The organism is Cellulomonas composti (assembly GCF_007990245.1).
Classification (GTDB): domain Bacteria; phylum Actinomycetota; class Actinomycetes; order Actinomycetales; family Cellulomonadaceae; genus Cellulomonas; species Cellulomonas composti.
Window position 1 is genome coordinate 229627 of record NZ_BJWG01000002.1, and the last position, 26296, is coordinate 255922.

Below are 26296 nucleotides of genomic sequence, written 5' to 3' on the forward strand. Positions count from 1 at the left end.
CGTCTGAATGCCAAGAGCGTTCGACGATCATCGTCGCGGCTGCACGCGGCGTCGGCGCGCCGACGGGGCGAGGTCGGCAGGCAGGAGCCGACCGGTGCGCATCAACTGATAGGCGACGGCCACGCAGATCGTCTGCGCGGCGAGCAGCCCGACGAGCACGAGCACCTGCGCTGTGCCGGCCTGCAGCGGCGTGCCGCCGCCGAGCAGGACGCCGACGAACGCGCCCGGCAAGGTGACGAGCCCGACGGTGCGGGTCTGGTCCATCCCGGGCACCAGCGCCTCCGGGACCAGGCGGAGCGCCACGATGTCGATCGCGTCGCGCGGGTACAGGCCCAGGGCGAGTCCGGCCTCGTAGATCTCGTGCTGGTCGCGCAGCGCGCCGACGACCCGGCGGCCCGCCAGCGAGTGCGCGTTCATCGTGCCGCCGATGACGATCCCCGCGAACGGCACGAGCGACGCCCCGTTGAGCGGGACCGCGCCGGACGCGAAGACCACGACCAGCACCGGGACCACGCCGGCACCCATGGCGAGGGCGGCCGACGGCCAGGCCCGCAGCACCTCGACGCGGCGCGAGGTCGTGACCACGGCGATGGAGAACATCACCACCGCGAACGCCAGCGACCACCAGATCGAGCGCAGCACGAACGCGATGACCAGCGACACGACCGCGAGCTGCACGACGGCGCGCACCGACGAGACGGCGATCTGCCTGCCGCGGCGCAGCCGGCCGACCGCCGACGCCGCAACCCCGAGCAGGACCAGCGCGACCAGGGCGATCAGGGCTGGGACGCCGGGCTGGGCGGGCACCCACCCACCCTAGGCACCCGCGCGCCCGCCGCGACCGGCAGCCTCGAGGGCGTCAGGCGGGCGTCAGGCGAGCAGGACGTCAGCAGCTTCCTGCCCGAACACCTCGCGGACGTGGTCGATTCTCGCGTTGCTGTTACCCGATCAGTGCACGGGACCCGCTCACATCCGGCACCTGGCTTCGGCCGACTGCAGCTCGGGCTGGTCGCAGCGGCGTTCGCGGCGAACGTCGTGACGCTCGCCGGTTGCTGTGGCAGTTCGTCCGGCCGCGGCACGTTCGACACGGCCGAGCCGCGCTGATTCGGTGCGACGATCGGGCCATGCCCCAGCGTCCCGCGACGACTGACACCCACAGGAGCATCCCCGAGTCCCCGGACCTCGGCCTTGCGGAGGGCCGATGAAGGCCGTCGTCCAGGACCGGTACGGCGGCCCGGAGGTGCTGCGAGCGACCGAGGTGCCCGTGCCGCGGCCAGCCGACGGGCAGGTCCTGGTGCGCGTCGCGGCGACGTCGATCAACCTCAGCGACTGGGAGACCCTGCGCGGTTCGCCCGCGTACGCGCGACTCGGCGGGCTGCGGCGCCCGCGACGCAGCATCCTCGGCTCGGACATCGCCGGCACCGTCGAGGCCGTGGGCACGGGCGTCGATCGCTTCGCACCGGGCGACGAGGTGTACGGCGACAACCTCGACCTCAAGGGTGGGTTCGCCGAGCTCGCGGTGATGCCGGAGTCGGCGCTCGCGCTCAAGCCCGCCGGGCTGACCTTCGCGCAGGCGTCAACCATCCCGCAGGCGGGCGCGATCGCGCTGCAGGGGACCGCCGGCGCGGGACCGGGCCGTCGCGTCCTCGTCAACGGCGGCGGTGGCGGCTCCGGCACGTTCGCGATCCAGCTCGCCAAGCGCCTCGGCGCGCACGTCACCGGCGTCGACAACGCGCTCAAGCTGGAGCACATGCGCTCACTCGGGGCCGACGAGGTGATCGACTTCCGCCGCGCCGACTTCACGCGCGACGTCGAGCCGTACGACCTCGTGCTCGACCTGGTCGCCCACCGTTCCGTCTTCGCCTACCGTCGCGCGCTCGCCCGTGGCGGCCGCTACCGGTGCGTCGGCGGCTCGGTCCGTGCCCTCGTCCGGGTGCTGACGATCGGTGCAGCCGCGGGCGCGGTCACCGGCCGGTCGCTGGGCGTCCTCGCCGTCAAGGAAGGACCGGCCTACTTCCAGCCGTTGGCCGACCTGTGCGTCGCCGGCGACGTGACGACGCACATCGATCGAACGGTCGGGCTCGACGAGGTACCCGACGCGCTCGCACTCGTCGGCGCCGGCCAGGCGCTCGGGAAGGTCGTCGTCGCACCGGGGTGAGGCCGGGAAGCATCGACTCGTGCTCCACCAGCGCGGACGAGACGGACCGTGTCTCGCGCTCGTACGCACTTGCCGCCGCCTGCGGGCACTGCGAGCCTGGGGTACCCCGTCCGGCCGGAGGCACACCATGGGCAAGCTGGTCTACGCAGCCAACATGTCGCTCGACGGCTACCTGGAGGACGAGAACGGCGCATTCGACTGGTCGGTACCCGACGAGGCGGTGCACGCGTTCTGGAACGAGCACGAGCGGCACATCGGCACGTCGCTGTACGGCCGCCGCATGTACGAGACGATGCGCGTCTGGGAGGACGACGACTGGCTGGCCGACGAGCCGGCCGTCGTCCGCGAGTACGCGGACATCTGGCGCGATGCCGACAAGATCGTCTACTCCACGACGCTCGAGTCGGTGTCGACCGCACGCACGACGATCGAGCGACAGTTCGACCCCGACGCGGTGCGGCGGCTCAAGGAGGAGTCGAGCACGGCCCTGAGCGTCGGCGGCGCGACGCTCGGGGCCGAGGCGTTCCGGCACGGGCTCGTCGACGAGTGCGTCCTGCTGCTGTGCCCGGTGACCGTGGGCGGCGGCAAGCCGGCGCTGCCGCGCGGCCTGCGGCTCGACCTGGAGCTGCTGGACCACCGCCGCTTCGACAACGGCGTCCTCTACGTGCGCCACGCCGTGCGCGGCACTCGCTGACAAGGGTTCCTGCCTCGGACGTCAACACGACACAGTCCCGAGTGCGCCAGCACTCGCGGCGGCGAACGCACCGACGCCTGCGCGCGTCGTCCTGCGGGTCGCGGGCTCCCGGTCGACACGGTCGGCGCAGGGTGGGAGTGTCGACGACGGGGGCAGGCGGCAGCGCACAGGGGAGGCCGGCATGGGTGTCGATCATCACCGGGCGCCGGTTGCGGCGCGCACCGTCCCTGCGTCCGACGAGCCGGCGGGGGTACCCGTGGCGCCGGCGCCGGTCGCAGGCCTGGTCGTCGGGCACGCGGACGATCCGGCGGAGCGCGCGGCCGACGCTCGCGCGGACGACGCTCTGGCACGCCTGCGCAGGCCGCCGGGGAGCGGCCGGCACGCCGCGAGCGCCGATCAGGCCGCCGGGCACCTGGAGTACCTGCGCCGCAGCCCGGTGACCTCCACCGGGGCACGGATCGGCGCCGCGGGCGGCGTCCTCGACGCCTCGACGACAGCCCGGATCGACACCCTGCGTGGATCCGGCCGTCCGCTGCGCGGTCCGGTCCGGCAGCGGATGGAGAGCGCGTTCGGCACGTCCCTGGGACACGTCCAGGTCCACGAGGGTGCGGAACCGGAGAGGCTGGGCGGTGAGCTGTCGGCGCGCGCGTTCACGTCGGGGAACGACATCTTCCTCGGCGATCCCGGGCTCTCGGCGGCGCCGGACGGCGAGCACGTCCTCGCGCACGAGATCGCCCATGTCCTCGCCGCCGACGACTCCGCGCCGACTACCCCGCCCGTGCGACGGTGGCTGGTGAAGCTGACGAAGAAGGCGGGCGATGCCGAGTACACGGACACCGCCGCCCCCGACTTCGACTCTCGACGAACAACGGCGTGCTGTTCACGGTGTGCAACTCGGGCGACGAGAAGGGCACGGTCCTGTACTGGGAGGCCGACACCGCGACCTGGTACCACGCCAAGGGAAACGGCGCCGACACCGGGCGCCCACCGGTCGACCCGGCGGACCTGGTCGTGGACGATCCCGTCGACGACGCTGCGGCCCAGAACCTGACGAGCCTGTCCGTCGGCGCGGAGGGCGCGGGGGTCGCGAACGTCCTGGAGCCGACGACCCTGCGCACCGACGGCCTCATCACGTGCATGGCCTGGCTCCTGTACAACGCCGGCGCGGCCTACCTGACGCACATCGTCATCGGGAACCCGAAATGGGTGACGACGACGAACCTGGCGGCACAGGTCAAGACGCTGGCCGACGAGTTCGAGAAGGAGAGTGGTACCAAGCCGACGGACCTGGTGCTGAAGGTGAACAACCTCCTGCACTACGGGAACGCGGACACGCTGACCGACTGGATGCGAGCGCTCGTCCCGCCTGGCGTCCGCGCACCCGACAAGCTCCTTCATGGGGGCAACGACTACAGCTACGTCGTCAAGCCCCGCGACGGCGCGCAACCGGCGCCGTGGAAGCTGTGGCGGGGTGCGCCCATCGAGCTGGTCGAGGTCAAGCCCGCCGAGGACGAGATGGCCGGCACCGGCCGAGGCGGTCCGCCGCCGAACCAGGCTCCGAGCGTGGCCTGGCGCCCCAGAGCTCGGACGGGCCCCCCGGTCGAGGTCCCCAACTTCTCGGACTCCGACGAGAGCTGAGCGAGCGCACCCACCCGCACGATGCTCCTTCGCCTCTGAACCAGAGGCCCGCACGGGGTCCGTCGGCCGCATCGCGGCTCCCGGCCGGAGCCGGCACCCGCCTACGCGTTCTCGTCGGGCATGGTCACAGCCGTTCGACGCGGTCCGCCTGCGGTCCGCGGTCGCTCTGCCGGACGTCGTACCGGACCCGGTCACCCTCGTACAGCACCTCGGCGCCGCGCACGACCGACACGTGGACGAACAGGTCCTCGCCGCCCGCGTCCGGGGTGATGAAGCCGAACCCGCGGTCGGCGTCGTAGCGCGCGACCGTGCCCTCGCCGCCGCGCACCGGGGCGCCGGACCGAGGCCGCTCGGGACGACCACGGGGAGGCGCGGTCGGCGCGGACCGGCGAGGCGGACCGCCGACGAGCTCGACGCCGCGGGCCTGCGGGCCGCGCTCGCCCGCAGCCTCGTCGTACGTCACGCGGTCGCCCTCGGACAGCTCGCGCAGCCCGCCGCGCAGCTCCCGGACGTGCACGAAGACGTCCTCGCTGCCGGAGTCGGGCGCGATGAAGCCGAAGCCCTTGTCCGGGTCGAAGAACGTCACGGTGCCGTCCGCACCGTCGGCTGCGGCCGGGCGGGCGGCCTGCTCGCCGAGCGGCAGCAGGTGGTCCGCCTGCGGACCTTTCTCCCCGTCCACGACGAGGAACGCGACGCGCTGCCCCTCGCGGATCACACCGCCTCCGACGATGGCCGAGCTGTGCACGAAGATCTCGCCGCCGCCGTCGACGCTGAGGAAGCCGTACCCCTTGGCCGGCTCGTACCAGGAGACGGTGCCGAGCACACCCAGCGGCGCGTCGGCGGGGAGGTCGCCCGTCACTCGGACGCGGCGCGCCTGCGGACCGCGATCGCCCTCGCCGATCTCGAACTCGACCTCCTGCCCCTCGCGGAGCACCCGGTCGTCGCCGAGAACCTCCGAGGCGTGCACGAACAGGTCCTCGGCACCTTCCCCGAGGTCGAGGAACCCGAACCCTCGCTCGGTGTCGAACCAGCGGACAACTCCCTGCGGCACGGTGATCTCCTCGTCGAAGCAATGGTTGCTGAGGTCCAGTGTCCCCCCAGGGCGGCGCCGCGCCGATCCGGGACCGCCGCGGTCAGGCCACGAGGCCCCGGCGGTACGCGTGGATGCGAGGATCGACGGCGTGCGCCACACCCCGCGATACCTCATGACGGACCCCGCCGAGGTCAAGGCGCTGGTCCGGGCGCATCCTTGGGCGACGTTCGTGTCCGCCACGAGCCGAGGGCTGGTCGCGTCGCACTACCCGGTCCTGCTCGAGGAGGACGACGACTCGATCGTGATCCTCAGCCACTTCGGCCGCCCCGACGACGAGCTGCACGAGCTCGGCCGGCACGAGATCCTCGTGATCGTCCAGGGCCCGCACGACTACGTCTCGGCGAGCTGGTACGACCCGGGCGACATCGTCTCGACGTGGAACCACGTGACCGCCCACCTCTACGGCACGCCGCAGCTCCTGAGCGACGAGGAGAACTACGCCGTGCTGTCGCGCCTCACGGACCACTTCGAGGACGGTCGCCCCGGGGGTCGGCACCTGTCCGACGACGAGGCGGGGACCAGGCGGATCGCGAAGGGAACCGTCGGGCTCCGCATGGTCGTCGACCGGTTCGACGCCCGCGCCAAGCTGAGCCAGAACAAGGCACCGCACGTCCGCGACCACATCACGACGCAGCTCGAGCCGACGAACCCCGACCTCGCCGCGGCGATGCGAGACGCCGGCGGGAGGGTCGCCGAACCCCCGCACTGATCCGCCGGCCACTCCCCGACGGGAATGCCCGAGACGGCGGCGGACGTGGCGCCTAGCGTGGGGCCGTGTCCTGTCAGCTGACGGCGGTCACCTTCGACGCCCACGACCCCGCGCGCGTGGCGGCGTTCTGGGCGGGCCTGCTGGACCGGGTCGCCGCCGAGGATCGTCGCGGCGTGCTGCTGCCGGGCGCCGGGCACGAGGTCGGGCTGAGGTTCATCGGCAGCGCGGAGGCCAAGGCAGGCCGGGACCCGGTGCACCTGCACCTGACCAGCACCACGCCGGACGACCAGCGCCGGACGGTCGACAAGGCGCTCCGGCTCGGGGCGAGCCACCTCGACGTCGGCCAGCTTCCCGAGGAGGGGCACGTGGTCCTCGCCGATCCCGAGGGCAACGAGCTGTGCGTGATCGAACCGGGCGAGCCGTTCCTGGCCGGGTGCGGCTTCCTCGGTGAGGTGACGTGCACGGGCACGCGGGACGTCGGCTTCTTCTGGGCCGAGGCGCTCGGCTGGCCGCTGGTGTGGGACCAGGGTCCGCAGACCGCGATCCAGTCGCCGGCCGGAGGCACGAAGGTCTCGTGGGACGGCCCGGTCGCGACGCACCGGCGCGGGCGCAACCGTCAGCGGTTCGATCTCACGGTGCTCGACGCAGACCTGGACGACGAGGCCGACCGGCTGGTCGCGCTGGGAGCCACCCGCCTCACCGCTGCCGACGACGGCGTGGTCGCGCTCGTCGATCCCGACGGCAACGAGTTCAGCCTCGTGACCGCGCCGTAGTCCGGGCGGTCACAGCCCCGCGCGACCGGGGTGGTTCAGCGTCCCGGCGGTGTCGTCGTGCCTGTCGTCGGTCGGGTGACCAGCGCCACGGCGCGCTCGATCTCGCCGGGATCGTGCGGCTCGGTGTCCAGCGCCCGGTGGATCGACAAGCCCTCGATCAGCGCGTCCAGCAGCCGAGCCGTCGTCGGGTCGAAGTGCCGCTCGAGGGCGTGCCGGCTGCGGGCCATCCACTCGTGCGTGAGGCGCCGGTAGCCGGGGTCACGGGCGGCCAGGGTGTACAGCTCGTGCGTCAGGACCAGCTCGTGGGGGTCGACGAGCACGTCGGTCCCGATCAGGTCGACCACCGCCTGACGGGCCTCGTCGAGCGTGACGGCACGCGCCAGGCGCTCCTCGAACCGGTCGCTGACGCGGCGCGCGAACCGTTCGAACGCGGCGCGCAGCAGCTCGTCGACGTCGGTGAAGTGGTAGCTGATCGAGCCCAGCGGCACGTCCGCCGCGGCGGCGATGCGGCGGGTCGACGCGCCCGCGACGCCGACGTCGCCGATGACCTGCAGGCATGCGTCGATGATCCGGTCACGGCGGTCCGGGTCGAACCGGCGCCGGCGCCCGCCCGGTCCGTCTTCGACCACGTCAGGCCTGCTCGTCGATATCGCGCACCACGCGCGCGGGGATGCCGACGGCCACGACGTTCGCGGGGAGGTCCTTGGTGACCACCGCTCCGGCGCCGACGACGGTGTTGCTGCCGATGGTCACGCCCGGGCAGACGACGACCCCGCCGCCGAGCCAGACGTTGTCCCCGAGGACGATCGGCCTGGCCGCCTCGAGCTTGTCCCGACGAGGCTGCGGCGCGATCGGGTGCGTCGGCGTGAGCAGCTGCACGTTCGGGCCGATCTGGCAGTCCGCACCGATCGTGATGGTCGCGACGTCCAGCGCGGTCAGGCCCGAGTTGACGAACGTGCGCGCGCCGAGATGGATGTTCTCGCCGTAGTCGACCGCCAGCGGCGGCTTGATGAACGCGCCCTCCCCGAGCGACCCGAGCAGCTCGGTCAGGATCGCGCGCGCCCGGGCGTCGTCGGCGCCGACGACGGCGCGCTGGTACTCGTCGACCAGCACCGTCGCGCGCCGCGCGATGCGCTCGTTCTCCGGGTCGTCCGCGATGTACAGGTCACCGGCGAGCATCCGCTCACGGTTGCTGCGCGGGTCGTCGGCGAAGTAGTCCCGAGTCATGTGGTCGATCGTACACAGTGAGCCGGCGCGCGGTAGAGACGTGGCGGTGAATGCGGGCGGGCCCGCGACCAGGCGCGAAGCGCACGAGCCCGACGACCATGCGCTGGTCGCCCTCCTGCGGGGTGGCGAGAAGGTCCAGCCAGACGTCTCCGGTGAACCACTCGGGCGGGTTCTTGATGGTGGGCTTGTTCTCGAGGACGCGCATCAGCGTGGTTCTCCGGTGGTGTCGGGGGCCGTCGTGACCGGACGGTCGGCGAGGGTCGTCGCCGCCCACGACGCCAGGAGTACGAGGCCGTCGGCCGACGGCGTGCCCGGGACGCCGGTGTACACGTTGAGCTGCAGGCCCGGGTCGGCGGGCAGGACGAGCGCCTCGTAGTCGAGCTCGAGCAGTCCGACGACCGGGTGGTGGAAGACCTTCGTGCCCGAGCGGTGGTAGCGCACGTCGTGCGACGCCCACAGCCGGCGGAAGTCCTCGCTGCGGGTGGACAGCTCTCCGACGAGATCGGTCAGCCGCTTGTCGTAGGGGTTGTGTCCCGCCTCGGCGCGCAGGATCGCGACGGCGTCGTGCGCCATGCGGTCCGCCTTCTCGCCCCAGAACTCGCGGGCGGCGGCGGGGTCGAGGAACTGGAACCGGGCGGTGTTGACGGGCCTGCCGGGCGTGCACGTCGGCGAGTCGTACAGCGGCGCGTACAGGGCTCGGCCGAGCAGGTTCGTGCCGAGGACGTCCAGCCGGCCGTTGCGGACGAACGCCGGCGCGTCGATCGCGTCCACGACGCGCTGCACGGCCGGACGCAGCACCGCGGCGGGGGCACGTCGGGCGCGTGAGCGTGCCACACCCGAGGCGTTGGCCGAGCGCGCGAGGTCGAACAGGTGGCCGCGCTCCGCCTCGTCGAGCTGCAGCGCCTCGGCGAGCGACTCCAGGACGCTCTCGGAGACCCCGCCGAGGTTCCCGCGCTCCAGCCTCGTGTAGTAGTCGACGCTGACGCCGGCGAGCATCGCGACCTCCTCGCGGCGCAGCCCCGGCACGCGACGGTTGCCGCCGAACGCGGCCAGGTTCGCGCGCTCGGGCGTGATGCGGCCGCGGCGAGTCGTGAGGAACTCACGGGTCTCGGCTCTCAGGTCCATGCCCTCGACCGTACGTGCCGCGCACGCTCGTCGGGAGGTACTGGCGTTACCCGGCACACCGTCCGTCCGGGGGGTACCAGCAGACCCTCCCGGGTCCGGTCCCACGTCCCTACCGTGGAGCCAGGACGACGAACCCGCGCTCCACCAGCGCGACGGCGTGACTCCCCCTGTCCGCCACGTCCTTCCGTCCCCTGAGCCCACTTCCCTCTGGAGAGAGACCTGTGCGAGCCACGTTCATGTACGCCGCGGGCGACGTCCGCGTCGAGACCGTCCCCGACCCCGTGATCCAGCACCCGACCGACGCGATCGTGCGCGTCGTGCGCGCCTGCGTGTGCGGGTCCGACCTGCACCGGTACCACTCGATGCCCGCGTCCGGCACAGGCGACCCGATGGGGCACGAGCTCGTCGGCGTCGTCGAGGAGACCGGGTCCGACGTCCGGAGCGTCCGTACGGGCGACTTCGTCGTCGCGCCGTTCGCGTTCCAGGACAACACGTGCGTGTTCTGCCGTGAGGGCTTCCAGACGTCGTGCGTGCACGGCGGCTGGTACGGCTCGCCGCGGACCGGCGGGCTGCAGGCCGAGCTCGCGCGCATCCCGCTGGCCGACGGCAGCCTCGTCGTCGTCCCCGACACGGACCCGACGACCGCGGACCCGTCGCTGCTCGCCTCGCTGCTGGCACTGTCGGACGTCTACCTGACCGGGTACCACGCCGCGCACATGGGCCGCGTGGCGCCGGGCAGGACCGTCACCGTGATCGGCGACGGGGCGGTCGGCCTCTCGGCCGTGCTCGCGTCGCGGCGGCTCGGCGCCGAGCGGATCGTCCTCATGGGTCGGCACACCGACCGCACCGACCTCGGGCGGGCGTGGGGCGCGACGGACGTGGTGGCCGCGCGCGGACAGGACGGGATCGCGCAGGTCATGGAGCTGACGGGGGGCGAGGGCTCGCACGTCGTGATCGAGGCCGTCGGGCTCATGCCCGCCTACGAGCAGGCGTACGGGATCGTCCGCCCAGGCGGCGTGATCTCCCGCGTCGGCGTCCCGCAGTACGAGGACGCACCCGTCGGGTTCGGGTCGCTGTTCGGCAAGAACGCCACCCTCACCGGCGGCCCTGCACCCGTGCGCGCGTACCTCGAGGCCGGCATCGCCGACGTGCTCGCCGGCGAGATCGCGCCAGGTCGCGTCTTCGACCGCGAGCTCCCGCTGGCCCAGGCCGCCGAGGCCTACCGCCTCATGTCCACCCGCGAGGCCCTGAAGGTGGCCTTGCGCCCGTGACCTCCCCCAGCCCCACCTACCCGCGAGGGCGCCAGATCCGCGCGGCGTCCGAAGGAGAACCCTCATGACCGTGCCACTGCTCACCCTCAACAACGGCGTCCAGATCCCTGCGATCGGGCTCGGGGTGTTCCAGACCCCGCCCGACGAGACCGCGGCCGCGGTCGAGGCGGCCCTCGCCATCGGGTACCGGCACGTCGACACCGCCGCCGCGTACGGCAACGAGCGGGAGGTCGGCGAGGCGATCCGCCGCTCGGGCGTCCCGCGCGAGGAGGTCTTCGTCGAGACCAAGATCTGGATCAGCGACTACGGCTACGACGAGACCCTGCACGGCTTCGAGAAGTCCGCGGCCAAGCTCGGCCTCGAGCAGCTCGACCTGCTGATCCTGCACCAGCCGCTGCCGACCGCGTTCGACAGGACCATCGGCGCGTACCGCGCGCTGGAGACGCTGCTCGCGGACGGCAAGGTCCGCGCGATCGGCGTCAGCAACTTCCTGCCGGAGTACCTCGCGGACCTGATGGCGCAGACGTCGGTGGTGCCAGCCGTCAACCAGATCGAGCTGCACCCGTACTTCACGCAGACGGACCTGCAGCGCGTGCACGCGGAGCACGGCATCCTCACGCAGGCCTGGTCCCCGCTCGGCGGGATCACCTCCTACCGCGGCGACGAGTCGCGCTCCACGCTCGACGACCCGACGCTGGCCGAGATCGCCGCGGCGCACGGCAGGAGCCCCGCCCAGGTCATGCTGCGCTGGCACCTGCAGCAGGGCCGCTCCGTGATCCCGAAGTCGGTCCGGCCGGCGCGCATCGCCGAGAACTTCGACGTGTTCGACATGGAGCTGTCCGACGACGAGCTCGCGCGCATCGACGCCCTCGACACCGGCGAGCGCGGCGGCCCGGTGCCCGCGGACATCACGCTCGAGAACTTCGGCCGCCCGATCCCGGAGGCGTGAGATGAGCACATGGACGTCCGACGAGCTGCGGCGGATCGGCGCCGCCGACGAGCTCGAGGTGTCGTCGCTCCGACCCGACGGGACGCCGCGACCGTTCGTCACCATCTGGTCCGTGGTGGTCGACGACATCCTCTGGATCCGCTCCGCGCGTGGCCCGGACAACGGCTGGTTCCGGCGCGCCGCGGCCGCGGGCGAGGGTCGGGTGCGCTCCGGCGGTGTCACCCGGGACGTCGTGTTCGTCGTCCCCGACGAACCGGTCCACGGCGCGCTCGACGTCGCCTACCACCGCAAGTACGACCGGTACGGCCAGGGCATCGTCGGCGCGGTCGTCGGCCCCGTCGCAGCCACGGCGACCCTGCGCGTCGACCCGCGCTGACCGCACGCGCTCACACGTTCCCTACCCGAAGATCGCTTTCGGCGGGGGCCCCGTCCCCGCAGCGGCCCTACCCTGGGCGGGAGCACGCGGGCGGGCCGTCGCCCACGGCGAAGGGGACCCCATGGCCGGACGACGTACCGCGTGGCGTGCCGCGTACGAGCTGCTCGCGCTGCGCGTCCGGCGCCCGGAGTGGGCGTTCATGAACTACGGCTGGGCTCCGACGGCCGACGGCGGGCGCGACCTGGACCTCTCGGCGCAGGAGGAGCCCGACCGCCTGGCCATCAACCTCTACGAACGGACCATCGACGGCACGGACCTGTCCGGGCGCGACGTGCTCGAGGTCGGCTCCGGCCGCGGTGGGGGCAGCCTGTACGTCGCGCGGCACCACGGCCCGCGCTCGGTCGTCGGGCTCGACTTCTCCGCGGCCGCGATCAAGCTCTGCCGGCGTCACCGGGTCGCACCGGGGTTGCAGTTCGTCCGCGGCGACGCCCAGGCCATGCCGTTCGCCGACGCCTCGTTCGACGCCGTGCTCAACGTCGAGTCGTCGCACTGCTACCCGTCGTTCCCGGCGTTCCTCGCCGAGGTGCGCAGGGTCCTGCGCCCCGGCGGGGTGCTGATGTTTGCCGACTTCCGCCCCACCGAGGCGGTGCCGGACCTGCTCGCGGAGCTGCGGGCCACCGACCTCGTCGTGGAGCGGCACGACGACATCACCGCGCACGTGGTCGCGGCGCTGCGCTCCGACGACGCCCGCAAGCGCGAGCTCATCGGCGCGTGGCTGCCCCGGTTCACGCACCCGGCCATGCGACGGTTTGCGGCCGTCGAGGGCTCGACGAGCTTCGACGGCTTTGCGTCGGGGCGCACCAGCTACGTCGTCGCGCGGCTGACCGCGCCCACGCCCGACCGTCACCACCCACGGAAGGATCTCGCGCCATGACCACCATCGACCACCGGATCGACCACCGGATCGAGCACTGGATCGACGGAGCGCCCGCCGCCGGGGTCTCCGACCTCACCCTGCCTGTCTACGACCCTGCGTCCGGCACCCAGATCGCCTCGGTCCGGATGGCGACCGCGAGCGACGTCGACGCCGCCGTCGCGAGCGCAGCCAAGGCCTTCGAGGTCTGGTCGAACACCGCGGTGTCGAAGCGGTCCGCCGTGCTGTTCCGCTTCCGGGAGCTCCTCGCCGCCGGCGTCGACGAGCTGGCGCGGCTCGTGTCCCGCGAGCACGGGAAGGTGGTCTCGGACGCGGCCGGGGAGATCGCGCGCGGGCTCGAGGTCGTCGAGTTCGCCTGCGGTGTGCCCCAGCTGCTCAAGGGCGAGTACTCCGACGAGGCGGCGACGGGTGTCGACGTCTACTCCTTCCGCCAGCCGCTGGGCGTGGTCGCCGGGATCACGCCGTTCAACTTCCCGGTGATGGTGCCGTTGTGGATGGCCCCGATCGCGATCGCGACCGGCAACGCGTTCGTCCTCAAGCCGAGTGAGCGCGACCCCTCCGCATCGCTGTTCCTCGCGGACCTGTGGAAGCGCGCCGGCCTGCCCGACGGCGTCTTCAACGTGGTGCAGGGCGACAGGACCGCGGTCGACGCGCTGCTCACGCACCCGGACGTCGCCGCCGTGTCGTTCGTCGGATCCACCCCGATCGCCCGCTACATCCATGCGACGGCGACCGAGCACCGCAAGCGGGTGCAGGCGCTCGGCGGGGCCAAGAACCACGCCGTGGTCCTGCGCGACGCGGACCTCGACCAGGTCGCCGCTCACCTGGCCGCAGCGGCGTTCGGGGCCGCCGGGGAGCGCTGCATGGCGATCTCGGTCGCGGTCGTCGAGGACGCGGTGGCCGACGACCTGGTGGCCGCGCTCGCGCGCGAGGCCCGCGCCGTCAAGGTCGCGCCGGGCGACGAGCCGGGTGCCGACATGGGTCCCGTCATCACGCGGGCCGCCGTCGACCGCATCGAGGCGATCGTCAGCGAGGCGGAGCGCGACGGCGCGCGCGTCGTCGTCGACGGCCGCGGGTTCACCGTGCCCGGTCACGAGGAGGGGTTCTTCGTCGGCCCCACCGTGCTCGACGGGGTGGCGCGGAGCCTGCGCGCGTACGAGGAGGAGATCTTCGGCCCCGTGGTCGCGGTCGTGCGGGTCTCGGGGCTCGCCGAGGCCATCCAGGTCGTCAACGCCAACCCCTACGGCAACGGCACCGCGATCTTCACGTCGTCCGGCGAGGCCGCGCGCACGTTCACCCGGGAGGTCTCGGTCGGCATGGTCGGCGTCAACGTCCCGATCCCTGTGCCGGTCGCCTCGCACTCGTTCGGCGGCTGGAAGGACTCGCTGTTCGGGGAGAACCACATCTACGGCCCGGACGGCGTGCACTTCTACACCCGCGGCAAGGTCGTGACCCAGCGCTGGCCCCGTCAGGCTGCGGCCACCTACCACTTCGCGGGCGACGCCGAGAGCTGACCCGATCCGTGGCGGACCGGACTCTCGCCCGATCGCCGTCGCGGGGCTAGTCTGGACGAAACGGACATCATGGGGTGCCCGCGCGACGAGGAGGTCGTGCGATGCGACGTTCATTCCTGACCATGATCCTGGTGGGCGCGCTGCTGGTGGCACCCGCGACGGGTGCGGCGGCGACGGGTACGACAACGGCCGGTGCGACAGCGATCGGTACGACGGCGACCGGCGCGACAGCGGCGGCGGCGCCGTACTGCGGCATCACGTGGGGTTCGCAGCCGCGCACGGTCGCGGGCATGTCGACCGCGCAGGTCGCCGGCGTCCGGACCGGGCGGCACAGCTGCTTCGACCGGCTCGTGATCGACGTCAACGGCGACGCCGGCGGCTACACCGTGCGCTACGTGAAGCACGTGCGGCACGACGCCTCGGGCAAGATCATCCCGACGAAGGGCGGCGCGGCGCTGCAGCTCACGGTCAACGACCCGGGCGACACCTACCGCCCGGCGCATCCGACGAACCTCAGCGACGTCACCGGCTACCGGACGTTCCGGCAGGTCGTCTTCGCGGGTGCCTTCGAGGGCTACACGAGCTTCGGCCTCGGCGTCCGTGCGCGGCTGCCGTTCCGGGTGTTCGTCCTCGACGGCCCGGGCACCGGCTCGCGGGTCGTCGTCGACGTCGCGCACCAGTGGTGACCGACCGGTCGCCGGGCAACCAGTTCGTCGTATTGCGGACATTCGGTCGAAGTCATCGCTAGTGTGCCCGGGTGGCAGTCATCACCGTCGACCCCGACGACCTCGAAGACCTGGCCGTCGAGATGCGGAAGTCGGCGGACCGCATGCAGGCCTCGCTCGACGACCTCGCGACGGGGATCCGCAGTCTCGCCCGGGACTGGACCGGCGCGGCATCCGACGCCTTCCAGGTCGCGGAAGCCACCTGGAGCACGTCGATGACCGACGCCCGTGTCGCGCTCGACACCGCGGCCGACCTGCTCTCGGCCGCTGCCGGCATCTACACGGAGACCGAGTCGGACGTCGTCGCGAGGTGCTCCTGAGATGACCGACCCCACGGCCGACGAGTCGCGCACCGCGATGCTCGCCGGGCTCGAGAGCTTCACGCAGCGCACCGAGGCCTCCCTGGCCCGCCTGCGGGACATCCAGACCCAGATCGACGCGCTGGTCGCCCCTCCCCAGCCGACTGCGGTGCACGCCGAGATGGACGCGGACGGCCTGGTCACCGAGCTGACGATCGACCGCGACCTGCCGCCCGACGAGCTGGAGCACGAGATCGCGCTCGCCATCTCGGACGCCACGCGGCGGCGCCCGGCCATGGACCCGGAGGCCCTGCGGACGCAGGCGAGGGCGGTCCGCGCCGAGGGCGTCTCCATCGAAGCGCTGCTCCAGCGTGTGCTCACCGGCAACGGCACGTTCACCGGTGCGAGCTCGGCGACGGAGCCGGAGCCGCACTGGAACCAGCGACGCACCGTCGCCGTGACCGTGCAGTCGGGCGTGGTGCGTGGCATCCGCTGCGACCACCGCTGGCTGGGGAGCAGCATGCGCGACGCCGTCGCACGCGAGGTCCGGGACACCGTCAACGACGCCGTCCGCGCCGACGGCGCGGCAGGAGGGCTGTGAGCATGGCCGACGAGTTCGCCGTCGACACCGCCGACCTACGGACGGATGCCGAGACCTGGCGAGGCTGGCAGGAGCGGCTCGCGGCCGTCGGCACTGCCGTGCCGCTCGTCGGCACGCACCTGGACCAGCTCGCGTTCTCGACGCTTCCCGGAGCGCAGGACGTCGCCGCCGCGTACGCGAGGTACTCGTCGAGCCTCGCCGGCCAGATCGAGGACGGGAGCACCGCGATGGGTGACATCGCCCAGAAGCTCACGACGGTCGCGGGGATCTACGAAGACGCAGAGCAGTCCATCGTCGACTCGATGAAGGCCTGACGGGCCGCGACGACATGACCACGAGGAGGCCGCGGCCGTGATCATCCTGCCCAGAGCCGAGCAGATCGCCGACGCGATCCTCGCTGGCTGCGACGCAGTCGAGCAGTACGTGCGCACGACGATCGCGAACGCACCCGGGGTCATCGACCGCGTGCTCGACGCCGTGCGCGTGGGCTGGCCGATCTCCTTCCCGCTGCCGGGCGACGTGAAGCGGCTGATCCGCAACCTGATCATGGATGCGCTCCGGGAGCTGGCGGGCGTCGTCTACGACGCGCTCGACCAGTTCCGCGATCTCGCACGCCGCGTCGGGCGTCCGACGAGCCTGCGACAGGCCGCCGCCACGCTGGACGACCAGGTGATCGCCCCGTCGATGCGGCTCGACACCGACATGACCTCCGCCGCCTTGACGGCCGAGGGCCACGGCTCGTGGGACTCCTTGGCTGCGGACCCGTACAGCACGGCATTCGCCGAGCAGAAGTCGGCGGTGGGCTCGGTCGACGAGGTCGCTCGTGGCCTGCGGAGCGCGTTGGAGGACCTGGCGATCGCGATCGAGGAGTTCTTCGACGAGCTGGAGTTCGCCTACATCTCGTTCGTGGTCGCGGTCGCGGGGCTCGCACTTGCCATCGTCACTGCCGTCGAGACGTTCGGCATCGGAGCGATCATCGGGCTGGTCGTCGCGATCGCGGGTGCCGTCGCGGGCATCGCCGGCATCGTGATGGCGTTCACCGGCGTGAGCAGCCACAACGCGGAGGTCCTCGAGGGCCTCCGCGACACACCCGCCGTGAACTGGCCGAAGTCGGTGTTCGCGACATGACCGACGACGGCCCCCGTCCCGGTCCCGGCTGGTACAGCCGCACGGAGGACGGCTCAGTCGCATGGTGGGACGGGTCGCAGTGGACGGCACCGGCGCAGCCCGAGCACCCGGGGCCGCCGCCGGCTCAGGCGATGCAGCCGGTACCGGGCTGGTACCCGACTCCCGATCCTGCCGTCGAGCGCTGGTGGGACGGCCACCGCTGGACCGACGACGTGCGACCCGCGCCCGCCCGCCCGCACCCGCCCGCGACGGGCGTCGACCGGGCCACGGAGGTGATTCGGCTCGAGCGGATCCGGTGGGCAGGGGTCTCGTGGGGGAGCGGCCCCTCGGGGCTCAGCGTGGCCTTCGGCGTGGTGTTCGTCGTGATGGCGATGCCGATCGTGCTGTTCGCCCTCTCGGCGCGGTACTGGATCATGGGCGTGCTGATGGCCGTGATGGCCGTGACCTTCTTGTTCGGCGCGGCCGCGTTCTTCGTCAACGCGCACTTCTGCCGCGAGCTCGAGCGGCGCCGCACGACCGCACCGTCGCCCTCGTCGTACCGCTAGCGACGGGTGCTCCCTGCGGGCGGCCGACCCGGCGGCGCACTCGCACGAGGGCGACTGGCGGTCAGCAGCGACCGGGTCACCGGAGCGAGCGCTCGCCGCCGCCCCAGGTGGCGAGGGCCTCGATCACCGGCTCGAGCTCGGCTCCTCGGGCGGTGAGGCTGTACTCGACCCGCGGCGGTATCTCGGCGTACTGCCGGCGCTCGACAAGCCCGTGCTCCTCGAGCGCCCGCAGGCGGTCGGTCAGCGTCTTCGGGCTGATCCCGTCGAGCGACGATCGCAGCTCGGAGAACCGCCGGGTGCCTCGCAGCAGGTCTCTGATGACGAGCATGGTCCATCGGCCGTCAAGGATCGCGACCGAGCGGGCCACGGGGCATGTGTCGTCGATGCAGCGGCTGGTCACGGCTTCCTCGCAGGTCAGAACCAATGATTCAGCTAGTGATACTAGTTCACTGCTGGACAACCAACCCTCGGCCCGTCCTAGCGTTGCGGCTCCGCACCCCCGACGAAAGGGCTCTCCCGTGCGACCGCTCCGCATCACCCTCATCCTTGTCGCGATCTTCCAGCTCGCGCTCGGCATCATGTTCCTCGTCGCGCCCCGAGCCACGGCAGACCTGTTCGGCCTCGGCCCGGACGCGCCCGCATGGGTCCACTGGCTGTTCGCGATGATGGCCGCCCGGTTCCTCGGCTACGCGTACGGGATGCTCGTCGCAGCGCGCGACCCGCTCGGCAGCACGTCCTGGATCAACTCGATGATCGGCATCCAGGTGGTCGACTGGATCGCCACCGTCGTGTTCCTCGGCCGGGGCGACGTCACGCTGCAGCAGGTCACGACCGCCGCGTTCATGCCTGTCCTGTTCGTCGCGGCGCTGCTCTGGTGGCACCCCCGCCGCCTCATGCGCACGCCGGCGCGCCCCGCCGACGACCCCACGCTCACCCCCACGACCTGATCCGCCGTCCCCTCGATGCAGGGATCGATGCAGGTCTTGGCGGCTCAGGCCGCCGGATCCTGCATCGATCCCTGCACTCACGCGGTGGACGGGGTCGCGGTGGACGGGGTCGCGGTGACCTCGAGGACGGCCGTCAGGGTTGCGCGCGAGTCGCCGCCGACCCAGACGTCGATCGTCGTCTCGTCCTGGACGTAGCCGCGCGTCGCGGCGCTCCAGTAGCGCAGGTCGTCGGGGCCGAGCAGGAAGGTCACGGTCCGCGTCGCGCCGGCCGCGACCGGTACGCGCTCGAACGCCTTGAGCTCGCGCACCGGCCGCGACGAGGTCCCGTGCCGCTGGTGAATGTAGAGCTGCACGACCTCGTCGGCGTCGCGCGACGAGGTGTTGGTGACGTCCACCGAGACCACCACGCTCTCGCCGACCCCGATCACCGACCGGCTCAGTCGGAGGTCGGCGTACTCGAACGCCGCGTACGAGAGGCCGTGCCCGAACGGGAACAGCGGGACGCTCTCCTCCTCGAAGTACCGCGAGTCCGCCTCGTCGGGCTGGAACGTGCGCAGGTGCGAGTAGACGACCGGCACCTGGCCGACGTGCTGCGGCCAGGTGAAGGGCAGCCGTCCCGCGGGAGAGACGTCGCCGAGCAGCATCGACGCGACGGCGTCGCCGCCGCGCGTGCCCGGGTACCAGACCTGCACGATCGCGGGCACGTGCGCGGCGGCCCAGCGCAGGTCCAGCGGGCGTCCGGACATCACGACGAGCACGACGGGCGTACCCGTGGCGACGATCCGCTCGAGCTGCTCCTGCTGGCGCCCGGGGAGCGCGAGCGTCGCGGTCGAGGCCTTCTCCCCGATCTGGTTCTGCCACTGTCCGACGACGACCACGGCGACCTGGCTGGCGGCCGCGAGGTCGACCGCGGCGTCCATCGCGGCGTCGTCGTCGTAGTCCGCCGGCGTCGTGCCGATGTGCGGGTCACGCGCGTCGAACATCGACGCGAACTTCCGGTCCACGATCCCCGCGCCGGGCGCGTGCCTGACGACGTCGCCCAGCCGCGCACGCAGCCCTTCGACGATCGTCACGGTCTCGGCGACGTCGTGGTCGAACACCCACGGGCCGAGGGTGTCGCGCTTGCTGTCCGCGAGCTGGCCGATCACCGCGACGGACTGCAGCCCCTCGGCCGCGAGCGGGAGCGCGGCACCGTCGTTCTTCAGCAGCACGAACGTCTGCTCCGCGGTGGTGCGCGCCAGGTCCCGGTGCTCGGGCGCGGTGACGACAGCGTCCGCCGCCGCCTCGTCGGCGTATGGGTTCTCGAACAGGCCGAGCCGGAACTTGGCTGTCAGAACCCGCCGGACGGCGTCGTCGACGAGGTCCTGCGGGACCAGACCCTGCGCGACGGCCTCCGCGAGGTGCCCGAACGCCGGCTCGGTCATGCACATCTCCATGTCCAGGCCGGCCACGATCGCGCGCGCACCCGCGTCCGTCGCGTCCTTCGCGAAGTGCTGGACCTCGAGCGACTTCACGGCGTTCGCGTCGGAGACGACGAAGCCTTCGAAGCCGAGCTCGTCGCGCAGCACGTCCCGCAGGAGCCACCGGTTGCCCGAGGCCGGGACGCCGTTGAGGTCCATGTACGCGCCCATGACGTTGGCCGCACCCGCCTCGACCGCCGCGCGGAACGGGGGGAGGTAGACGTTCCAGAGCTCGGAGTCGGAGATCTCGGCGTCCTCGTAGTCACGTCCACCGCGTGCGGCGCCGTACCCGGCGAAGTGCTTGGGGCCGGCCAGCACGTTCTCGCCGCCGAGGTCGCCCTGGAAGCCCCGCACCTGGGCCGCCGCCATCGCGGCGCCGAGCACCGGGTCCTCGCCCGCGCCCTCGATCATCCGTCCCCACCGCGGGTCACGCGCGATGTCGACCATCGGGGCGAACGACCAGTGGATGCCGATGGCCCGCGCCTCACGCGCCGCGACGGCCTGGGCCGACTCCGCACCGGCCGGGTTCCAGCTCGCCGCCATCGCGATCGGCACCGGGAAGATCGTGCGCAGACCGTGGATCACGTCGTACCCGACGATCAGCGGGATGCCGAGGCGTGTGTCCTCGACCGCCGAGCGCTGCAGCCGGTTCACGAGCTCGACGTCGTGCACGAACAGCACCGACCCGGCCCCGCCCGCGGCGATCGCGGCGTCCACCACGCGCGACTGCCGCACGTACCACCGGTAGTCGGCCGGGACCGTCTCGAGGTCGGCGTCGGCCGGCACCGTGCCGTCGCCGAAGTAGAAGTACTGCGTGATCTGGCCGGCCTTCTCCTCGAGCGTCATCCGCGCGAGCAGGTCCTCGACCCGCTCGTCGATCGGCCGGGCAGGGTCGCGATACGGCTGGGACATCGTCGTTCCTCCGGGCCTTCGGTGCTGGGCGAGCGGGCCATCGCTCCGTCGGCCGCGGCGAGCCCAGTCGTCCTGGGCGGTGTCGGTCCGACCGCGGTAGACGGTACCGACGTTTCGTCCGCGGGGTCGCGCGACGATCGCGTCGACGACAGCTTCGCGACGGCGACAGCTTCGCGACGGAATCGCAGCGTGTCCTCGGAGCTCGCCGACGACCCTGCGCACCGTGGCGCAGCACGCGGTCGCCTGAGCTCGCCTCGGCCGGGCCCGTACGATTGCCCGGGCCCGCGAGACCGCGACGGCCTTCCCCTTGCAGGACGGACGGCGCATGAGCGCGCACACGACCACGCCGCTTGACGACCTCGGCGACGCGACCTCCGAGCGGCTCGGCGTCGACCCCACCGACTTCGCGACGTTCCTGCGGGTGATGGACCAGGTCGCCGTCCTGCCCCAGACGCACGCGCAGCACACGGCGGCGCGCCGTGCCTCGTCGGCGTTGTTCAAGGCGGCCAAGAAGCACCGGCGCGGCGAGAAGCGCCGCGTGCTCGCCGCGGCAGACGCCGCCGTCATCGCCGCCACCGCCACCGGGAGCCCGGGGCGCATCGACGACGAGACGAACGGCCTGCCGCTGACCTCGGCGGCGCCCGGAGCCGTCGCGGGGACGCTCCTGCGCGCACGCCCGTGCTACGTGTGCAAGCAGGACTACACCGTCGTCGACGCCTTCTACCACCAGCTCTGCCCGGCCTGCGCGAGGCTGCACCACGCCAAGCGCGACGCACGCACGGACCTCACCGGACGCCGGGCGTTGCTCACCGGGGGGCGGGCCAAGATCGGCATGTACATCGCGCTGCGGCTGCTGCGCGACGGTGCCGACCTGACGATCACCACCCGCTTCCCGCGCGACGCCGTCCGCCGCTTCAGCGCGATGGACGACGCGAAGGACTGGCTGCACCGGCTGCACGTCGTCGGGATCGACCTGCGCGACCCGTCGCAGGTCGTCGCGCTCGCGGACCACGTCGCGGCGCAGGGTCCGCTCGACGTCCTCATCAACAACGCCGCGCAGACCGTGCGCCGCTCGCCCGGGGCGTACACCCGGCTCGCCGACGCCGAGCAGAGCCCGCTGCCGGCAGATGCCGCCCGCATGATCACGACCTTCGGGCACACCAGCGACGCCCACCCGCGCGCACTGGCGGGTTCCGTGAGCGACCTGACGAGCCCCGCGCTCGCGATCGAGCGTGCGGCCCGCGCCGCCGACGAGCTCGTCGAGCAGTCCTTGACCGCTCAGGCGGCCGGCCTGGAACGGCTCGTGGCGGGCACGTCGATCGACGCCGGCGGGCTGATCCCGGACGTGGCGGAGACGAACAGCTGGGTCGCGACCGTCGAGCAGGTCGACCCGATGGAGCTGCTCGAGGTCCAGCTCTGCAACCAGACCGCGCCGTTCATCCTCGTGAGCCGCCTGCGGCCGGCGCTCGCCGCGTCGCCGGCACGGCGAACGTACGTCGTCAACGTCTCCGCGATGGAGGGCGTGTTCTCACGGGGGTACAAGGGCCCCGGGCACCCGCACACGAACATGAGCAAGGCAGCGCTCAACATGCTGACGCGCACCAGCGCGGCCGAGATGCTCGCGGACGGCATCCTGATGACGGCCGTGGACACCGGGTGGATCACCGACGAGCGACCCCACCCCACCAAGGTGCGGCTCGCCGAGGAGGGCTTCCACGCACCCCTGGACCTGGTCGACGGTGCCGCGCGCGTCTACGACCCGATCGTGCGCGGCGAGGCCGGCGAGGACCTCTACGGCTGCTTCCTCAAGGACTACACCCGCGCCGCCTGGTGACGCGGTTCGCGCGCAGCCGAGCCCGGACTGCTGGGGTGACGGCGCCGTCGTCGTCACCACTTACTCGGACCGGGCCCCTCGCTGGAGGCCTAGCAGGGCGGCGCTGCGGTCCCAGAGCTCCCGCGCGAGGTCGTCGTCGCGCGCCTGCGGACCGGCCGAGGCGACGGCGTCACCCTCGTAGTACGCGCCGGGGACCCACGTCACACCAGGGGTTCCCTCGGCGAGCCGCACCAGGCGCTCGCCACCCCGCTCGGCCGGCTCCAGCACCAGCCGCGCGAGCGGCGTGCGGTACACGAGCCGGAACCAGCTCGTCGATCCGGCGGCGAACGACGTCGCGATCATGCCGGGATGGAACGCGACAGCGTTCACCCCGCGCGGGCCGAGCCGGCGCTGCAGCTCCGTGGTGAACAGGACGTTCGCGAGCTTCGCGTCGCCGTAGGCCCTGTTCGGCGAGTAGTCGCGCTCGAGCTGCAGGTCGTCGAGATCGAGGCGGCCGTACCGGCGGGCCGCGACGCTCGACGTCTGCACCAGGCTCGCGCCGCTCTCGACCAGCCGATCGGTCAGCAGCGCCGTGAGCAGGAACGGCGCGAGATGGTTGACCTGGAACGTCGCCTCGAAACCGTCGGCCGTCACGCGTCGCGCGGCCATGATCGCGCCCGCGTTGTTCGCCAGGACGTCGATGCGCGGGTACGCCGCGAGAAGCTCGGCCGCCAGCGCGCGCACCTGCGCGAGATCCGCGAAGTCGGCGACGTGGCTCGGTGCACCGAGCTCCGCGCCGAGCGCGCGCGTCTTCGTCGGGCTGCGTCCGACGAGCACGACACGTGACCCGTGCGCGGCCAGGAGGCGCGCCGCGGCGGCGCCGACACCGTCGCTCGCACCGGTCAGGACGATCGTGCGAGAGGCCATGACGACACCCTGCCACCCGTTGACCGGAGCGCACCGCCGGCGGAAGACTGGACAAGGCCGACGAATCCGCCGGCTCCGGGGGCGGCTGGAACGGCACGGACATGGGTCCCGAGCACGCGGGCACCACGACGACGGCAGCAGCCGTCCAGCCGCACGCGCCGTCACCCGGCGCCGCGCACGCGGTCCATCTCCCGGCGCCGCTGTCGGTCGGCGCCGTCGGCGACCCGCTCGAGGCGGACGCCGACGCTCGCGCCGGCCGGGCCCTCGCCCGCCTCGAGCGCCTGCCACGGGCCTCCGGACGACGCCCGGCACGCCGCTCGACGTCGCTCGTCGTCGGACGGCTCGGTCGAGCGGGCGGCGAGCTCGACCGGGCGACCGGCGACCGGATCGAGGAGCTGCGCGCCGGCGGCCAGGAGCTCGACGGCGACGTGCGACGGCGGATGGAGCGCGCGTTCGGCACGAGCCTCGGGCGCGTCCGGCTGCACGCCGACGACGAGGCCGCGCGACTGAGCGCCGGCATGTCGGCGACGGCCTTCACGTCCGGGCAGGACGTCTTCCTCGGTCACGGCGTCGACCCGGGCGACCCGGCGGGCGAGCGGGTGCTCGCGCACGAGCTCGCGCACACGCTGCAGCCCGACCAGCAGCCGGGCACCGCCCCGCTGCGGCGGTACATCGAGATGGGGAAGTACGACGGCACAAGACGTGAGGACCAGGCCTGGTACCACGCGGCGCTCGGCACCGGCCAAGGCTCGAGGCTCCCGGCCGTGCAGATCGCGATCGCGAAGTGGATGATCGAGTCCAGGCACGTGACGTACCGGTTCAGCAACAAGCGCGAGCTCGTCGAGACGTTCACCAAGGCCACGACGGCGTTCACCGACGCGGTGGCGCGCACCGGTGCCCTCGTGCACGTCGGTCCGTTCACCGGCCCGGAGGATGCGCTCACCGCGTGGGTCCCGCCCGCCCGGCTCAGCGTCCCCGAGTCCGAGCGGGACGGTGCGACCACGTTCCAGGTGATCCGCCAGCACCCGCAGGAGCGCGGCGACATGCACGACGTCCGCGCCGCCGCGATGCTCGACGAGCGGATCCGGGTGATCCTCGTCGTCGACGACCTGGGCCAGCTCGGTGACGCCGCGCAGATCGTCGACTACTACCGCGGGCTGCCCTGGGTGCCGTTCGTCATCGTCGGACGCGGTGTGCCCCCACCGTGGAGCATGAACCTCTGGAAGACGACGAGCGCGACCGCAGTGATGCAGCGCGAGGCGCGCGCGAGGCCCGACGAGATCTCGGCCGAGCTCAGGAAGGCGGCGACCGGGGGCACGGAGAAGGTCTACACGAAGCTCTACGACGACGTGCTCGACAAGACGTTCCACTTCGACCAGCTCGGCAGGAACGACCCGATCGCACTCATCAACTTCCGCGTCTCCGGGCACGGCGCCTTCACCGCACGTCAGCCCTCGCACCCCGAGCTCGACACCGGCACGGCCGGCTTCACCCAGCTCTGGGACGCAGCCCGGGATGCCGGCTACCGGCCCATCCCCGTCGGCGAGGTCAGCGCCGCCGCGCTCGCCGGGTGCGAGTTCCCGAAGGGCACCGCCTTCGACCCGGCGCGGCATCCGCACCTCATCGAGTACTACAAGCAGGTGGCCGCCGTGGTGGCCGCCGCCGATGCCGCGGCCAGCCCGAAGCCGGCACCGGCCGCGGCGTCGTCGATCCCCGGCTCCACGCTCGCCAAGCCTCCCGGACGTGCGGTGCGTGCTGCACGTGGACCGACGCCCGCCGCCGCGCCGCCGGCCCCGCTCGGCCCGAAGCTGCCGGCCCGCAACGTCGAGTACGGGTTGATCGCGCGGGTCGCCGACCGCTTCCCTCGGGCCCGCGCGATCGGGATGCGCAGCGGCGGGCTCGACGCCATCGCGCACGCCGGCATCCCGGTGCTCTCGCTCGACGTCAAGCCGACACCCGAGCAGGTCGGCGAACTCGGCGACGCGTACGGCCACCCCGAGGGGTGGAAGCGGGCCGCCAAGCGGGAGCAGATCCAACCGGGGCACTTCCACCAGGCGTTCGTCGACGTGCGCCATCCGGGGGCGGGTGGGTCTGCCGCCTGGCTGGCGGGTCTCCCGCCGCACGAGGCGCTGGCCGCCCTCTCCGACCGCAACTGGCCAGGCGAATTCTCCGAGACCGATCGGCGGCGGATCGTCGAGGAGATCACCACCAGCTTCGGACCGCTCAAGGAGGAGTCGGACGACGAGTTCGACGAGAAGCCCGACAAGAAGCCCGACGAGAAGCGTGCCGTGGGGCGGGGCGCTGGGCCGACCCCGCGGTCGGCGACCGAGAAGGCGCCGACGGCCGGCGGGTCGCTCGCCCGGTTGCCCGCGGCCAAGGACCCCGCCGCCAGGCCCATCCCTGCCGCTGCGTCTCCTGGTCCCCTGGGCCCCAGGCCGTCGTCGTCGGGCTCCGAGAAGAAGTAGCCACGCCGGTCCG

Annotated in this window: 27 protein-coding genes and 1 pseudogene; 20 read left to right on the forward strand and 8 right to left on the reverse strand. The window is 72.7% G+C overall.

What is annotated here, in order from left to right; all coding sequences use genetic code 11:
- Window positions 1-27 precede the first annotated feature (27 nt).
- Window positions 28-807, reverse strand: a complete 780-nt coding sequence (locus tag CCO02nite_RS03615) for an ABC transporter permease (RefSeq protein ID WP_222593127.1) — start codon at window positions 805-807, stop codon at window positions 28-30.
- Between the two features lie 394 nt (window positions 808-1201).
- Here CCO02nite_RS03615 and CCO02nite_RS03620 point away from each other — a divergent pair, with 394 nt between their 5' ends.
- From CCO02nite_RS03620 to CCO02nite_RS03635, 4 genes and pseudogenes are all read left to right on the forward strand, one after another.
- Window positions 1202-2158, forward strand: coding sequence for an NAD(P)-dependent alcohol dehydrogenase (locus CCO02nite_RS03620; protein ID WP_146841672.1), 957 nt, complete (start codon window positions 1202-1204; stop codon window positions 2156-2158).
- 127 nt (window positions 2159-2285) lie between these two features.
- Window positions 2286-2852, forward strand: a complete 567-nt coding sequence (locus CCO02nite_RS03625) for a dihydrofolate reductase family protein (protein ID WP_146841673.1) — start codon at window positions 2286-2288, stop codon at window positions 2850-2852.
- 181 nt (window positions 2853-3033) lie between these two features.
- A pseudogene (locus tag CCO02nite_RS16315) lies at window positions 3034-3588 on the forward strand (eCIS core domain-containing protein); the annotation flags it as partial.
- Between the two features lie 137 nt (window positions 3589-3725).
- A complete protein-coding gene (locus CCO02nite_RS03635) occupies window positions 3726-4490 on the forward strand; it encodes a hypothetical protein (protein WP_246117319.1) in 765 nt (254 codons plus the stop codon).
- A 124-nt stretch (window positions 4491-4614) separates the two neighbouring features.
- Here CCO02nite_RS03635 and CCO02nite_RS16200 read toward each other — a convergent pair whose 3' ends face one another.
- Window positions 4615-5541, reverse strand: a complete 927-nt coding sequence (locus CCO02nite_RS16200) for a cold-shock protein (RefSeq protein WP_186812568.1) — start codon at window positions 5539-5541, stop codon at window positions 4615-4617.
- 130 nt (window positions 5542-5671) lie between these two features.
- Here CCO02nite_RS16200 and CCO02nite_RS03645 point away from each other — a divergent pair, with 130 nt between their 5' ends.
- Window positions 5672-6292, forward strand: coding sequence for an FMN-binding negative transcriptional regulator (locus CCO02nite_RS03645; protein WP_146841677.1), 621 nt, complete (start codon window positions 5672-5674; stop codon window positions 6290-6292).
- 65 nt (window positions 6293-6357) lie between these two features.
- Window positions 6358-7065, forward strand: coding sequence for a VOC family protein (locus tag CCO02nite_RS03650; RefSeq protein WP_146841678.1), 708 nt, complete (start codon window positions 6358-6360; stop codon window positions 7063-7065).
- Window positions 7066-7100: 35 nt separating this feature from the next.
- Here the strand turns inward: CCO02nite_RS03650 and CCO02nite_RS03655 are convergent, their stop codons facing one another.
- From CCO02nite_RS03655 to CCO02nite_RS03670, 3 genes are all read right to left on the reverse strand, one after another.
- Window positions 7101-7694, reverse strand: coding sequence for a TetR/AcrR family transcriptional regulator (locus CCO02nite_RS03655; RefSeq protein ID WP_146841679.1), 594 nt, complete (start codon window positions 7692-7694; stop codon window positions 7101-7103).
- Between the two features lies 1 nt (window position 7695).
- Window positions 7696-8292 carry a sugar O-acetyltransferase gene (locus CCO02nite_RS03660; RefSeq protein WP_146841680.1) on the reverse strand — a complete coding sequence of 199 codons (597 nt, stop codon included), beginning with the start codon at window positions 8290-8292 and terminating at the stop codon, window positions 7696-7698.
- A 204-nt stretch (window positions 8293-8496) separates the two neighbouring features.
- Window positions 8497-9417, reverse strand: coding sequence for a helix-turn-helix transcriptional regulator (locus tag CCO02nite_RS03670; protein WP_146841681.1), 921 nt, complete (start codon window positions 9415-9417; stop codon window positions 8497-8499).
- A gap of 221 nt (window positions 9418-9638) precedes the next feature.
- Here CCO02nite_RS03670 and CCO02nite_RS03675 point away from each other — a divergent pair, with 221 nt between their 5' ends.
- The 11 genes from CCO02nite_RS03675 to CCO02nite_RS03725 all read left to right on the forward strand — a co-directional run bounded on the left by CCO02nite_RS03675 (window position 9639) and on the right by CCO02nite_RS03725 (window position 17759).
- Window positions 9639-10688 carry a zinc-binding dehydrogenase gene (locus CCO02nite_RS03675; RefSeq protein WP_246117320.1) on the forward strand — a complete coding sequence of 350 codons (1050 nt, stop codon included), beginning with the start codon at window positions 9639-9641 and terminating at the stop codon, window positions 10686-10688.
- Window positions 10689-10752: 64 nt separating this feature from the next.
- Complete coding sequence (locus CCO02nite_RS03680) at window positions 10753-11637, forward strand: aldo/keto reductase (protein ID WP_146841682.1); 885 nt, start codon at window positions 10753-10755, stop codon at window positions 11635-11637.
- Between the two features lies 1 nt (window position 11638).
- A complete protein-coding gene (locus CCO02nite_RS03685; RefSeq protein ID WP_146841683.1) occupies window positions 11639-12013 on the forward strand; it encodes a DUF2255 family protein in 375 nt (124 codons plus the stop codon).
- A gap of 121 nt (window positions 12014-12134) precedes the next feature.
- Window positions 12135-12947 (forward strand): class I SAM-dependent methyltransferase, encoded by an 813-nt coding sequence (locus CCO02nite_RS03690; RefSeq protein WP_146841684.1) that lies wholly within the window; start codon window positions 12135-12137, stop codon window positions 12945-12947.
- Window positions 12944-14461 carry a CoA-acylating methylmalonate-semialdehyde dehydrogenase gene (locus CCO02nite_RS03695; RefSeq protein ID WP_146841685.1) on the forward strand — a complete coding sequence of 506 codons (1518 nt, stop codon included), beginning with the start codon at window positions 12944-12946 and terminating at the stop codon, window positions 14459-14461. The genes CCO02nite_RS03690 and CCO02nite_RS03695 overlap by 4 nt, the downstream gene beginning before the upstream one ends.
- Window positions 14462-14583: 122 nt before the next feature.
- Window positions 14584-15147 (forward strand): AMIN-like domain-containing (lipo)protein, encoded by a 564-nt coding sequence (locus CCO02nite_RS03700; protein WP_443092610.1) that lies wholly within the window; start codon window positions 14584-14586, stop codon window positions 15145-15147.
- A 71-nt stretch (window positions 15148-15218) separates the two neighbouring features.
- Complete coding sequence (locus CCO02nite_RS03705) at window positions 15219-15506, forward strand: WXG100 family type VII secretion target (protein ID WP_146841687.1); 288 nt, start codon at window positions 15219-15221, stop codon at window positions 15504-15506.
- A 1-nt stretch (window position 15507) separates the two neighbouring features.
- A complete protein-coding gene (locus tag CCO02nite_RS03710; RefSeq protein ID WP_146841688.1) occupies window positions 15508-16086 on the forward strand; it encodes a hypothetical protein in 579 nt (192 codons plus the stop codon).
- Window positions 16087-16088: 2 nt separating this feature from the next.
- Entirely contained in the window at window positions 16089-16400 is a 312-nt protein-coding gene (locus CCO02nite_RS03715) for a type VII secretion target (protein WP_146841689.1), read from the forward strand.
- A 37-nt stretch (window positions 16401-16437) separates the two neighbouring features.
- Window positions 16438-17214: a hypothetical protein gene (locus tag CCO02nite_RS03720; protein ID WP_146841690.1), complete on the forward strand. Its 777-nt coding sequence runs from the start codon at window positions 16438-16440 to the stop codon at window positions 17212-17214.
- Window positions 17211-17759, forward strand: a complete 549-nt coding sequence (locus CCO02nite_RS03725; protein WP_222593128.1) for a DUF2510 domain-containing protein — start codon at window positions 17211-17213, stop codon at window positions 17757-17759. The genes CCO02nite_RS03720 and CCO02nite_RS03725 overlap by 4 nt, the downstream gene beginning before the upstream one ends.
- 76 nt (window positions 17760-17835) lie before the next feature.
- On the opposite strand, the gene CCO02nite_RS16205 is transcribed toward CCO02nite_RS03725, so the two are convergent.
- The gene (locus CCO02nite_RS16205) at window positions 17836-18339 is read right to left on the reverse strand and encodes a winged helix-turn-helix transcriptional regulator (protein WP_307724030.1); all 504 of its coding nucleotides are present in this window, start codon (window positions 18337-18339) and stop codon (window positions 17836-17838) included.
- On the opposite strand from CCO02nite_RS16205, the gene CCO02nite_RS03735 reads away from it, so the two are divergent.
- On the forward strand, window positions 18278-18706 hold the full coding sequence (locus CCO02nite_RS03735; protein ID WP_146841692.1) for a hypothetical protein: 429 nt from the start codon (window positions 18278-18280) through the stop codon (window positions 18704-18706). The two genes, CCO02nite_RS16205 and CCO02nite_RS03735, sit on opposite strands and share 62 nt — an antisense overlap.
- A 77-nt stretch (window positions 18707-18783) precedes the next feature.
- On the opposite strand, the gene CCO02nite_RS03740 is transcribed toward CCO02nite_RS03735, so the two are convergent.
- On the reverse strand, window positions 18784-21078 hold the full coding sequence (locus CCO02nite_RS03740) for a glycoside hydrolase family 3 N-terminal domain-containing protein (RefSeq protein ID WP_146841693.1): 2295 nt from the start codon (window positions 21076-21078) through the stop codon (window positions 18784-18786).
- A gap of 325 nt (window positions 21079-21403) precedes the next feature.
- Between CCO02nite_RS03740 and CCO02nite_RS03745 the strand changes: the two genes are divergently transcribed.
- Entirely contained in the window at window positions 21404-22912 is a 1509-nt protein-coding gene (locus CCO02nite_RS03745; protein ID WP_146841694.1) for an SDR family NAD(P)-dependent oxidoreductase, read from the forward strand.
- 60 nt (window positions 22913-22972) lie between these two features.
- Here the strand turns inward: CCO02nite_RS03745 and CCO02nite_RS03750 are convergent, their stop codons facing one another.
- Window positions 22973-23818, reverse strand: coding sequence for an SDR family NAD(P)-dependent oxidoreductase (locus tag CCO02nite_RS03750; RefSeq protein ID WP_146841695.1), 846 nt, complete (start codon window positions 23816-23818; stop codon window positions 22973-22975).
- A 101-nt stretch (window positions 23819-23919) separates the two neighbouring features.
- Between CCO02nite_RS03750 and CCO02nite_RS03755 the strand changes: the two genes are divergently transcribed.
- Window positions 23920-26283, forward strand: coding sequence for an eCIS core domain-containing protein (locus CCO02nite_RS03755; RefSeq protein WP_146841696.1), 2364 nt, complete (start codon window positions 23920-23922; stop codon window positions 26281-26283).
- Window positions 26284-26296 lie beyond the last annotated feature (13 nt).